This window comes from Pseudomonas sp. 43A (genome assembly GCF_013363935.1).
Classification (GTDB): Bacteria; Pseudomonadota; Gammaproteobacteria; order Pseudomonadales; family Pseudomonadaceae; genus Aquipseudomonas; species Aquipseudomonas crudilactis.
The window spans coordinates 1,317,025-1,329,426 of sequence record NZ_CP054880.1 but is presented as its reverse complement, the minus strand read 5'-3'; the positions used below and the strand labels follow the sequence as shown (position 1 = coordinate 1,329,426).

Annotated in this window: 9 protein-coding genes; 5 read left to right on the top strand and 4 right to left on the bottom strand. The window is 59.0% G+C overall.

Features of this window, described 5'->3' with window-relative positions; all coding sequences use genetic code 11:
* Positions 1-161: 161 nt before the first annotated feature.
* On the top strand, positions 162-1,991 hold the full coding sequence (locus HUW52_RS05830; RefSeq protein ID WP_175553171.1) for a hypothetical protein: 1,830 nt from the start codon (positions 162-164) through the stop codon (positions 1,989-1,991).
* Here the strand turns inward: HUW52_RS05830 and HUW52_RS05825 are convergent.
* Both HUW52_RS05825 and HUW52_RS05820 read right to left on the bottom strand, forming a co-directional pair.
* A complete protein-coding gene (locus tag HUW52_RS05825; protein ID WP_064118737.1) occupies positions 1,988-2,308 on the bottom strand; it encodes a hypothetical protein in 321 nt (106 codons plus the stop codon). The two genes, HUW52_RS05830 and HUW52_RS05825, sit on opposite strands and share 4 nt — an antisense overlap.
* A 325-nt stretch (positions 2,309-2,633) precedes the next feature.
* On the bottom strand, positions 2,634-5,072 hold the full coding sequence (locus HUW52_RS05820) for a Lon protease family protein (protein ID WP_016986197.1): 2,439 nt from the start codon (positions 5,070-5,072) through the stop codon (positions 2,634-2,636).
* 301 nt (positions 5,073-5,373) lie between these two features.
* On the opposite strand from HUW52_RS05820, the gene HUW52_RS05815 reads away from it, so the two are divergent.
* The 4 genes from HUW52_RS05815 to HUW52_RS05800 all read left to right on the top strand — a co-directional run bounded on the left by HUW52_RS05815 (position 5,374) and on the right by HUW52_RS05800 (position 8,950).
* A complete protein-coding gene (locus HUW52_RS05815) occupies positions 5,374-5,862 on the top strand; it encodes a DUF3015 domain-containing protein (protein ID WP_007909797.1) in 489 nt (162 codons plus the stop codon).
* 94 nt (positions 5,863-5,956) lie between these two features.
* The gene (locus HUW52_RS05810) at positions 5,957-7,810 is read left to right on the top strand and encodes a DUF4105 domain-containing protein (RefSeq protein WP_175553170.1); all 1,854 of its coding nucleotides are present in this window, start codon (positions 5,957-5,959) and stop codon (positions 7,808-7,810) included.
* Positions 7,811-8,028: 218 nt separating this feature from the next.
* Positions 8,029-8,385, top strand: a complete 357-nt coding sequence (locus tag HUW52_RS05805; RefSeq protein ID WP_175553169.1) for a hypothetical protein — start codon at positions 8,029-8,031, stop codon at positions 8,383-8,385.
* A 70-nt stretch (positions 8,386-8,455) separates the two neighbouring features.
* Entirely contained in the window at positions 8,456-8,950 is a 495-nt protein-coding gene (locus HUW52_RS05800) for a GreA/GreB family elongation factor (RefSeq protein ID WP_016986194.1), read from the top strand.
* On the opposite strand, the gene gdhA is transcribed toward HUW52_RS05800, so the two are convergent.
* Complete coding sequence (gene gdhA, locus HUW52_RS05795; RefSeq protein ID WP_175553168.1) at positions 8,947-10,284, bottom strand: NADP-specific glutamate dehydrogenase; 1,338 nt, start codon at positions 10,282-10,284, stop codon at positions 8,947-8,949. The genes HUW52_RS05800 and gdhA overlap by 4 nt on opposite strands.
* A 347-nt stretch (positions 10,285-10,631) precedes the next feature.
* Positions 10,632-12,296 carry an energy-dependent translational throttle protein EttA gene (ettA, locus tag HUW52_RS05790; protein ID WP_175555643.1) on the bottom strand — a complete coding sequence of 555 codons (1,665 nt, stop codon included), beginning with the start codon at positions 12,294-12,296 and terminating at the stop codon, positions 10,632-10,634.
* Between the last annotated feature and the right edge of the window lie 106 nt (positions 12,297-12,402).

The window sequence follows — 12,402 nt, the reverse complement described above, 5'->3', positions numbered from 1 at the left end:
TGAGTCTCACACAGGGGGGCTGGAAATGGCGGCGAGTATAACAGCCCCCTGTGACAGCCAGAAACCGCCGGAAAATCCGCCACCTGCGTGTGTGGTTGATTTTTTTTCTGCTAGTGTCCAAACCATTGACAGCCCAGTGACTGTAGACAGGACGTGTGGAAATGGATGTGCGATTGCCGATAACGACTGCCGGAATATGCCTTGCTGTGTTGCTCAGCGGTTGCTCGCCCGGCGACGAGAAACACGCCGCCAGCCTTGAAGAAAAGACCGCAAAGTTCGAACAGTCACTGGACGCCATCACCGATCCAAAGCTCAAGGACGCCATCACTGAACTCGGTGGCTCGCTGCTGCTGCTCGAACGGGCACAGCTCAAACTCGCCGACAATCCCCTCCACACCGAATACGGCGAAGACGCCCTCGCCGTGCTCAAGCACTACCCTGCCCCGCAGACCCTGGTCGATACCTTTATCAATGGCCTGTTCGTGTTGCACAAGGACGCCAGCTCCGATTACCTCACCGACTTGCAACCGGTGTTCCCGTTCAACCTGAACATTCCCGGCGGCTTCCTGTTCCCCCATGGAGTGGAATGGCAGTCGGTAACGTTGAGCAACAAACGCGTGATCGCTTATCAGCCGGAATGGTCGGAAACCGACCCCGGCATTCAGCTCAGCCCCTCCAGCTCCAATGTCACCAACCCCGATGACCTGACCGTGACTTACCCGTTCATTGACGGGCTGGACGTGGACAAGAAGTCCCTGCCGCAGCCGGTAAGCCTGCAAGGCCAGATCGAAGTCATTGCACCGCGCCGGCTGTACAGCTTCGACCTGACGCAAAAGGACGTCGGCCAGACCCGCAATAATGACAATCTGAGTGTCAAGCTGCTCAAGCTTGAAAAGAACTATGCCGAAGTCGAATTCAGCAACGACCTGCCCTTGGCGGCGGAAGTCGCCGAGGCCCAGCTCAACCCGCTGATCGTCCAGGCCCGCGATGAAACCGGGCAGTATCTGGTACGCGCCGGTTCGATCAACGAGAGTCCGGAGCAAGTGTCCTTCTACCAGAAACAACTGGCGTACCTGCAACAACAGAAAGGCTGGAGCGAAACGCTGGAAAAACAGCTCACCCAAGAACAGCAGGATTTCGAGCAGAAACACCCGCGTCGCTACAACAAAGTCTATTTCAATGGCCCGATCGAAACGCTGGAAGTCAGCGTGCTCGACTTCTCCACGGCGACCGTGACCCGCAAACCGCTGGACCTGCCGATCCGCACGTTCAATCAGCACACCACGGAGAAAACCATCCAGCCACTGGATCCGTCGGTGACGGTTTACGACGACCTGGCAGTCAACTGGCTCAAGGGCGCGAGCCTGACCGAAGAGCAATTGAAGGCCGGCATTCGCATCCATCAATCCGTGGAAGAACCCAGCGCTGCCCGCATCGAGTTCTCCCATCGCCGCACGTTCAACGATGAATTGCTGGGCGATGACTTCAGTCCGGGCGTCAGCCCTGTGACGTTTTTCACCGAAAAGCGCAGTGGCAAACTCGATGAGCCGATTGAATTGCCGCCCGAGGCCTATCAAGTCGATCCGCTGCGCGCGACGATCACTTACGACCTGAACCTGTTCCCGGAAACCCCGGCGATCGCCGTCGGCTCAATGCCGCTGTTTCTTGCCACGGTGGCCAGGCAGACGTACGCCGCCAAGTCTTTGCCCAAAGGCCTGGAGATCAAGAACAACCAATTGGTGGTGGACCTGAAGCTGTTCCCGCCCAATGAATGGCGTTTCTTCGTCAAGGATGACAGCGGCAACTATCTCAAGCAGATTCTTTCGGTCAGCCACGATGCGAGCGCAGAAGGCCCGGCGTTGTTTGGCGTGCATTATTTTTATGGCCGTCCGAGCCACGTGGAAACCTTTCAGCGAACCGACCTCGCCACCGTGCAATACGGCTTTGAGGTCAAGCTCGACAAGGCGCCAGTGGCCGGCACTGCGCACTAACTGTTGAGGCTGCGGCCCCGTCCGCCGTTGATCTGGCGCAGCTGCGCTTGCAGGTGCAGGCTCCAGATCTGCGGATCGTCGGCCAGTTCGTAGCCATGCAGCGTTAGGCTTTCGACAATGGTGTCGAGTATCGATTCGGCGGCGACCGGCCCATGAAACGGGCCCTGGGCCTTGATGGCGGAAGGTTGTTCGCCGGCCATGCCGGCAGCGAAGAGCAGCGTCCACATACCGTTATCGCCGGCCAACGGCTTGATGGCGCATTCGATTCGGGTCACCAGACCCAGGCATTGACGGGTGAGACAGAGGTTGCGCGACATGGCGGCGACCCTCGGTGAAGCCGGTATTCAGCCCCCACGGGAGGACTGGCTCGATCCAGTGATACTGTCGATATCCTTGAGCTGAGAATAGAAGAAAAGTCTGCCGCGCAAGCCGAATGGAACCAGAAGGCGCCGAATGGTCATTGTGTGAATATTGGCGCCAGAGTTGTGGCGAATTTTCCGAAGATCCCCACAAAAATCAATCTGGATAAACAACTGTGGGAGCGAGCTTGCTCGCGAATACGGAGTGTCAGGCAACTGATTCGTCGACTGATACGCCGCTTTCGCGAGCAAGCTCGCTCCCACAGGGTTCGTTTTAAGACCGTTAAGCCGGTTTGGCTTCGGCCAGGGCTTCTTGGGCCAGCTCCTTCTCAGCCTCTTTAAGGTCTTCTTCGCTGATCATCTCAGCGATGTCGCGCAGACGCTCGACCACCCGTGCGTTGATGCTGCCTTCCGGGAATTCGCCGTCGGCATTCGGCTCACCGGCCGGTTCGCCGACCAGCAGGCTCAACGCTTCATCCGCCTGACGCACCGCGTACACGTGGAACTGCCCGGCACGCACCGCCGCCAGCACTTTCTCATCAAGCATCAGCGTGGCCACGTTGGCCTGCGGAATGATCGCGCCCTGCTCGCCCGTCAGCCCGCGCGCTTCACAGAGACGGAAGAAGCCTTCGATCTTCTCGTTGACCCCGCCCACCGCCTGCACTTCACCGAACTGATTGATCGAGCCGGTGATTGCGAAGCACTGCTTGAGCGGAGTTTTCGACAGCGCCGAAATCAGCGTGCACGCCTCGCCCAGCGACGCACTGTCGCCATCGACGTAACCGTAGGATTGCTCCAAAGCGATGCTCGCGGAAATCGCCAGCGGGAATTCCTGGGCGTAACGGCTGCCCAGATACCCGGTGAGGATCATCACGCCTTTGGAGTGAATTGGCTGCCCAAGGTTGACCTCACGCTCGATGTCGACGATGCCGCTGCCGCCCGGATACACCGTGGCGGAAATCCGCGCCGGCACACCGAACGCCGAATCGCCGACTTCGAGCACGGTCAGACCGTTGCACTTGCCGACTGCTGCGCCATCGGTGTCGATCAGGATGATCCCAGCGAGCATGTCGTCGAGGATTCGCGCCGACACACGACCAGTCCGTGTGGCTTTGGCTTTCAGGGCGCGTTCGATGTGGCCGGCATCAGTCATTTCATCGCCGGCCAGATGGCGGATGAAATCCGCTTCGCTGACCAGTTGGAACAGGTCGCCGATACGCGCCGACAAACGCCCTTGGTGTTCGGCCAGACGTGCGCTGTAAGTGGCCAGACGCGCCACCGCATCGGCGGTCAGCGGCGCCATGCCTTCTTCCGAAGTACGGGTTTTCAACAGCTGGGCGAATTGCTCCAGGCTCTCGTCGACCATCGGGATGTCTTCGTCGAAGTCGACCAGAACGCGGAACATCTCCTGGAAGTCCGGATCGAGGTCTTGCAACGTGTAGTACAGCGACCGCGCACCGATAATGATGACTTTGACCTGCAACGGAATGTGCTGCGGGTTGAGCGTCACGGTGGCGAAACGGCCCATCTCGCCCAGCGGCGATTCCATCTTCAGTTTGCGCGATTGCAGAGCGCGCTTCAGCGCATCCCACACGAACGGCTCGCTGAGCATTTTCTCTGCTTCAAGAATCAGGAAACCGCCGTTGGCACGGTGCAAGGCGCCCGGACGCAACTGACGATAGGTGGTGTAGAGCGCCCCCTGATCGGTGGTGTATTCGATACGGCCGAAGAGGTTTTCGTACGTCGGGTGCGGCTCGAAAACGACTGGCGCACCGCCGCTGAGCGGATGACCGACCACCAGGCTCGGTGCGTATTGTTCTTCCAGCAGCTTGCGCGCAACGGCGTCGGTCTTGCTGTCGTCGACCAGTTGCTCGACCACGGTTTTCAGCAGATAGACCTGCATGGCTTGCAGGTAACCGCAGACCGCCGCGTTCTCGGCGTACTTCTCCGACAACGGCGACAGCAACGGCTGCAGCGCCAAGGTAATGGTTTCTTCGTTGAGCGAACGCAGTTGATTGTTCGACTCACGTTTCCATTGCGGCAGGCTGGCGAGTTCTTCGTTCAGGCGCTCTTCGAGGCCGGAAATGTCATCGTGAAAACGCTCGCGATCGGCTTCCGGTAACTGGGCGAATTCGGCTTCGTCCAACGCTTTGCCATCGAGCATCGGCGTGAAAGCGATGTTGCTGCTGTCGCGGTACAGGGCGACGTCTTTTTCCAGGGCCAGACGCTCGATGATGTCGAGCGCCTTGTCGTAGCGCTGGTTGAAAGCGCGGTCGATGGCGCTTTTCTTTTGCTGGTAGGACGGGTGCTCGAACACCGCCGGAAACGTCGCCAGCAGGTTGTCGATCAAGCCGTTGATGTCGCCGATAAAGGCGCCGGCAGTGCCCGACGGCAACTCCAGAGCACGCGGTTCGCGCGGTTCATCGAAATTGTTGACGTAGACCCAGTCCGCCGGGGTCTGCAGGCGCTTGCCTTCGGCCTTCAGGTAGCGTTTGACGAACGAGAAACGACCGGTGCCGGGCTCGCCCATGACGAAAACGTTGTAACCGGGGCGTGGCATGGCCACACCGAACTGCAAGGCTTCGACCGCGCGTTCCTGGCCGAGCACACCGCGAAAGGGCTCCAGATCATTGGTGGTAGTGAAGCTGAACTGTTCAGCGGAAAACGGACGGGTCAGCGCTTCGGGCGCGAGACGCAAGCTGGCAGCAACAGGATCAGGCATCGGGCTTCCTTAACAATCAGGCGGGGCAGATAGCGGCATTCTGGCGCTGCCCGTGCCCCACTGGCAAGGCGCGCCACACCACAAAGCATAGACAACCGGCCAAGCCGGCGGCCCGCCCCCTGAAACCGGGGTTTATTCCAAATATTTTGCAAAAAACCACGGAACCCCTGGAACGTGCCTAAACTCCAAACTGCGCGGCTGGAACTAATACCGGCCCACTGGCTTCGTTTGGATCTGTTTCGTACAGAGCTTGGGGGGCCAGAACCCTGTCCATTGGTATGCACATAAAGAGAACAAAGCTATGAAACGGATTCTTCTCGGTACTCTCTTCACCGCTGTATCCATCAACGCAATGGCGCAAGCTCCAGGCGGCCCGGATTGCGGTTGGGGCAACATGCTGTTCGAAGGTCAGCGTGGCACCCCGGCGCACTTCCTCGCTTCCACCACCAACGGTACTTCCGGTAACGCCACCTTCGGGATGACGTCCGGCACCAACGGCTGCTCGACCAATGCATCGCTGACCTACGGCGGCAAATCCTGGTTTGCCATGAATGGCATGATGAACGAGCTGTCCGAAGACATGGCCAAAGGCAACGGCGAAGCGCTGACGACTTATGCCGTGGTACTGGGCGTGGCGCCGGAAGACCGTGCGCACTTTGCTGCCGTGACTCACGAGCACTTCCAGCAGATCTTCAGCAAGGCTGACGTGACCGCTGAAGACGTGCATACCAACACCTTGGCCGTACTGAAATCGGACCCTCGTCTGGCCAAGTACGCAACTCAGGCTTAAGCTCGAGCTCGCCCGCTTCCTTCGGGAAGCGGGTTTTATTTTTTCGGCCCGCCCTCCTTGGGTCTTTATTTCTTTCCTGTTCAAGTTGCCGACTATGCTCAAACGCCTTGCCTGGCTGGCGCTCTGTGTCTGCGCCCCGCTGTCCGCCGCGCCAACCATCGACCCTCAACGTTTGCAGCAACTGGCCAACGACCGTTTCTGGATTTCCCTCGGTCACTACGAAACCGCCAAGCTTGGCGGCTGGCGCAGCTATGTCAGCGACAAGAAATTCTTTCTCGCGCCCGATGGCAACGAACATCCCGATCATGAACTGGCGGCTACCGTGCAAGCGTTGTACGCCCCGGCCAGTCTTGGCGAGCAACATGCGCAATGTGTTTATCCGGCGCGCAGCCGTTGGCTGAAAGCGCAGCTCAACCTGACCGATCTGCCGACGCCCGAGTGCGCCGAGTACAAAAAGTGGTTCAAGGATGTCTCGCCGCACAGCGCGGTGATGATCTTCCCGGCGGCTTATTTGAACAGTCCGTCATCGATGTTCGGCCACACCCTGCTGCGTATCGATCAGGCCGATGTGCAGGCCGACAAGACCTCGCTGCTCAGTTACGCGATCAACTTCGGCGCCTACATCGAAGGTTCGGACAACAGCATTCTTTACGCCTGGAAAGGCTTGATGGGCGGTTATCCCGGCCTGTTCGCACTGGTGCCGTATCAGGAAAAACTCTCCGAATACCGCAGCCTGGAAAACCGCGATCTGTGGGAATACCGATTGAATCTGACCCAGGAAGAAACCGCGCGCATGGTCGAGCATGTGTGGGAGTTGAAACAGATCCAGTTCGACTACTTTTTCTTCGATGAAAACTGCTCGTATCGCTTGCTTGAGTTACTGCAGGTCGCACGGCCAAGCCTGCGCCTGACCGAACAATTCCCATTGACCGCAATTCCCACCGATACCGTCAAAGCGGTGAAGGAAGCCGGGCTGGTGGAAAGTATCGAATACCGGCCATCCCGCGAGCGTGAATTGCTTAGCCGCGCCGAGCCATTGAACAGTGACGAACAGCAATGGGTGTTGAACGTCAGCGCCGATCAGCAGCGGTTGCAGGATCCGGCTTTCAAAGCCCTGCCACGCGCCCGTCAGGCGCTGATCATCGACGCGGCGTATCGCCTTGAGCGCTACCGCGCCAACGGTCAGGAGCGTGATCCGCAACGGGCGCAGCGCAGTTTCGAATTGCTGCGGGCGATCAACAAGAACCCCGCGCCCGAACTGGACATTCCACAACCGGGCCTGCCGGAAGACGGCCACGAATCGCGTACCTGGCAGGCCGGTCTCGGCACCCGTGGTGATCGTGCATTCGGTGAGTACGGTTTGCGCATGGCCTATCACGATCTCAACGACAACGCCGAAAGCTTCCCGCTCGGCGCGCAGATCGAAATTCTGCAGATGAAGTTGCGTCAGTACGAAGGCAATCACTGGCAGTTTCAGCAATTGGATCTGGCCACCATTCGTTCGCTGACTCCGCGTAATGAGTTGTTGCAGCCACTCTCGTGGCAGGTCACTGGTGGCCTGGAGCGCGTTCCGGGCAAGCATGATGACGAAACGCTGGTCAGCCACGTGAATGGTGGGGGTGGCGGTACGTGGGCGTTGAGTGACGATGTGCTGGGTTTTGCCCTCGGTACCGTGCGCGTTGAACACAACAATGACTTCGCCGAATTCGTCTCCCCGGCCGGCGGCTTCAATACCGGCGTGCTGTGGAAAAACCCGTTGGGCAATCTGAGCCTGGAAGCCAAGGGTGATTACTTCTTCAATGGCGAAGTGCGCCGCAGCCTGAGTTTGAATCAGCAGTGGGAGTTGTCGCGCAACCTTGGTTTGCGCCTCAGTGCGCAGCGTGAATTCAGCCACCTCGCCACGCCGGAAACCGAAGTCATGCTCGAAGTGAAGTGGTATCACTATTGATCCCGAACACAGCACAAACCAATGTGGGAGCGAGCTTGCTCGCGAAAGCGGTGGGTCAGTCGATATCAGAGTTGCCTGACACGACGCCTTCGCGAGCAAGCTCGCTCCCACAGGGGATTTGTGGTGTTAATGGATTTTTCACGGGGCTTCGACAGCCGTGTCATGAATCTCCTTCTAGACTTTCCCCATAAGCCGGACAACCGGCGCGGGAGAGTGCGATGTGGCGGTGTGCGGGCTTGCTGGGTGTTGTGTTGTTACTGGGCGGTTGCCAGACCACCCATGAAGACTTGATCGCCAAGGGTTATCCACCGGCCTTCGCCGACGGCTTCGATGACGGTTGCATCAGCGGTCGTCAGGCGGCCGGTTCGATCAGCGGCGAGTTTCGCAAGAACGTGCCGCGTTATCTCAAGGACAAGCAATACGCCGAAGGCTGGACCGATGGCTTTCGGCAGTGTCAGGCGATGCTGGAAAACAAGGGCCGCGAAGAGTATCGCAACGAAAACTGGGACGAGCGCGAACGCGCCTGGCAACAGCAGAAAGATCAGGACGCCGGGCGGGCTTATCGCTCGCAATAGGTCGTTTCCAGACATCCAGTGAAACCAAATGCCTGCGAGTATGGCCCAAACCTCATACGAGGAGGATTCCATGAGCCGTGCTTTCGTCAACGAAGACAACGCCGCCGCGCAAGCTGATCAGCCGGTCGAACGCCAAGTCAGTGACCAGCCCAATTACGTCACGCCGCAAGGGCTGGCGCAGTTGCAGGCGAAAGTCGCCGAACTGCAAACCCTGCATGCCGAACAATCGGCCAACGGTGAGCAGGCCGACAAGCAACGCTTGGCTGATCTGCAAAGGGATCTGCGTTATTTCAATCAACGCCTGAGCAGCGCACAAGTCGCGGTTGCCGCGACCTCTACCGACAAGGTGCAGATCGGCAGCTGGGTCACCTACGCCGATGAACACGACACCGAACGCCGGGTGCAACTGGTCGGCGAAGATCAGGCCGATGCCAGCAAAGGCCTGATCAATTGGGGTTCACCGCTGGGCCGGGCGCTGCTTGGCGCCCGACTCAATGACGAGGTGCTGTGGCAGCGCCCCGCCGGCGATCAAGTGATTGAAGTGATCCGCATCGAACCGGCTTAAACCACGCCCTGCGCCAGCATCGCGTCGGCGACTTTGACGAAACCGGCGATGTTCGCGCCTTTGACGTAGTTGATCCGGCCGTTCTCTTCGCCGTAATGCACGCAAGCGTGATGGATCGACTGCATGATCGCGTGCAACTTGCTGTCCACCTCGCCCGCCGTCCACAGCAGACGCATGGCGTTCTGCGACATCTCCAGACCGCTCACCGCGACGCCGCCAGCGTTGGACGCCTTGCCCGGGGCAAACAGAATACCGGCCTCGATAAAGATATCCACAGCTTCCAGCGTGGTCGGCATGTTCGCGCCTTCGGCCACGCACACGCAGCCATTGCGCAATAACGCGTGTGCGGCTTCAGCGTCGAGTTCATTCTGCGTGGCGCACGGCAGCGCGATGTCGCACGGCAACGACCACGGCAGCTGACCGGCGCGGAATTCCAGGCCGAATGCTGCGGCCAATTCGCTGATGCGTCCGCGTTTGACGTTTTTCAGCTCCAGCAACGCCAGCCATTGCTCTTCGCTCAACCCGGCCTCGCAGTACAGCGTGCCCTCGGAGTCGGACAGGGAAATCACCTTGCCGCCCAAATCCATGACCTTACGCGCGGCGTATTGCGCGACGTTGCCGGAACCGGAGATCGCCACACGTTTGCCTTCGACGGTCTGCTCGCGGCGCTTGAGCATTTCCTCAGCGAAGTAGACGCAGCCAAAACCGGTAGCTTCCGGACGAATCAGGCTGCCGCCGTAGGTCATGCCCTTGCCGGTGAGGACGCTGGTGAACTGGTTGCTCAAACGCTTGTATTGACCGAAGAGGAAACCGATCTCGCGTGCGCCAACGCCGATATCACCGGCCGGTACGTCAACATCGGCGCCGATGTGGCGATACAACTCGCTCATGAAAGCCTGGCAGAAACGCATGACTTCGGCGTCGCTCTTGCCCTTCGGATCGAAGTCGGCACCGCCCTTGCCGCCGCCCATGGGCAGCGAGGTCAGCGAGTTCTTGAAGGTCTGTTCGAAGGCGAGGAATTTCAGCACGCCTAGGTTCACCGAAGTATGGAAGCGCAAGCCGCCCTTGTACGGGCCGATGGCGCTGTTCATCTGGATGCGGAAACCGCGATTGACCTGGACTTTGCCCTGATCGTCGACCCACGACACGCGGAACACCACGGCACGCTCCGGCTCGCAGATGCGCTCCAGAATTCCCGAAGTCAGGTAGTGCGGATTGGCTTCGAGAAACGGCCACAGGCTGCGCAACACTTCTTCGACGGCCTGGTGGAATTCGGGCTGATCCGGGTCGCGTTTTTTCAAGCGGGCGAGGAAGGATTCGACGGATTCGATCATGGCAAAAGTCTCGGCAAATTTATTGTCGTTGGAGGAGATTGGGCCGGACTGTAACAAACGAAATGCGCACAGGAACAGAGCAAAATGTCGCAGTTATGAAATTAAATGGTGCACAGGATATAAATAAGGCGGTTTTTTAGCGGGTTTTGCACCTGAATGGTGAGACCAGATTTGAGAGCTGCACCAAAAGTTATACCGCCTTCGCGAGCAAGCTCGCTCCCACATTTGAAATGCGTTCCCCTGTGGGAGCGAGCTTGCTCGCGAAGGGTGCGACTCGGTAAACCTGACAAAAACCGGGCAAAAAAAACGGAGCCCGAAGGCTCCGCTCTTTTTGCAACCAACCCGAATCAGGCCAGTTTCTTGTGACGTACCCGGTGTGGCTGGGCAGCCGCTTCGCCGAGGCGCTTTTTACGATCAGCTTCGTACTCGGTGTAGTTACCTTCGAAGAAGATAGCTTGCGAATCGTCTTCGTACGCCAGGATGTGGGTGGCCACGCGGTCAAGGAACCACCGATCGTGAGAGATCACAATGGCGGCGCCCGGGAAGTCCAGCAGGGCTTCTTCCAGGGAACGCAGGGTTTCAACGTCGAGGTCGTTGGACGGTTCGTCGAGCAGCAGGACGTTGCCGCCCTCCTTCAGGGTCAGCGCCAGGTGCAGACGACCGCGCTCACCGCCGGACAGATCCTTGACGAACTTCTGCTGGTCGCCGCCCTTGAAGTTGAAGCGACCGACGTAGGTGCGCGACGGGATCTCGTAGTTGCCGATGCGGATCTGGTCGGAACCGTCGGAGATTTGCTGGAACACAGTCTTGCTGCCATCGAGGTCATCGCGGCTCTGATCGACGCAAGCCAGTTGCACGGTTTCGCCGACTTCGATGCTGCCCGAATCCGGTGTTTCCTTGCCCATCAGCATGCGGAACAGGGTCGACTTACCGGCACCGTTACCACCGATCACACCGACGATGGCGCCTTTCGGCATCGCGAACGACAGGTTGTCGATCAGCACGCGATCGCCGTAGCCCTTGGTGACGTTCTTGAATTCGATGACCTTGTCACCCAGGCGCGGACCGGCGGGGATGTAGATCTCGTTGGTTTCGCTGCGCTTCTGGAATTCCTGCGATTGCATTTCTTCGAAGCGTTGCAGACGTGCCTTAGATTTCGACTGGCGGGCCTTCGCGCCTTTGCGCACCCACTCCAGTTCTTCCTTCATGGCTTTTTCGTGAGCCGACTGCTGCTTGGATTCAGCGGCCAGACGATCGGACTTGGCTTCGAGCCAACCCGAGTAGTTGCCCTCGTAAGGAATGCCCGCGCCGCGGTCGAGTTCGAGAATCCAGCCAGCGACGTTGTCGAGGAAGTAACGGTCGTGCGTGATCGCTACCACGGTGCCCGGGAAGTCGTGCAGGAAGTGCTCCAGCCACGCAACCGAATCGGCGTCCAAGTGGTTGGTTGGTTCGTCGAGCAGCAGCATGTCTGGCGCGGACAGCAGCAGACGGCACAGGGCCACACGACGTTTTTCACCACCGGAGAGGAATTCGACCTTGGCGTCCCACGCCGGCAAACGCAGTGCGTCGGCGGCCACTTCCAGTTGACGATCGAGGTTGTGACCGTCGCTGGCTTGCAGGATCGCTTCGAGCTTGGCTTGCTCGGCTGCCAGTTTGTCGAAGTCGGCGTCTTCTTCAGCGTAAGCCGCGTAGACCTCGTCCAGGCGCGCCTGGGCGTTCTTGATCACGCTGACCGCTTCCTCGACCACTTCACGCACGGTCTTGGTAGGATCAAGTTGTGGCTCTTGTGGCAGATAACCGATGTTCAGGTCCGGCATCGGACGGGCTTCGCCCTCGAACTCGGTGTCGACGCCAGCCATGATTTTCAGCAGCGTGGACTTACCCGAACCGTTGAGGCCGAGTACGCCGATCTTGGCGCCGGGGAAGAACGACAACGAAATGTTTTTGAGAATTTCCCGCTTCGGCGGAACAACTTTGCCCAGCCGATGCATGGTGAAGACGTATTGAGCCATGGAGAACCTTGGGTCAGTGACAGATGAATGATTGCAGCGCAGGCGATGCCCGGCCAGACCATGCGCGTCGTTCACTTGATGGTTATCAATGCGTGCGCGCTGAAAA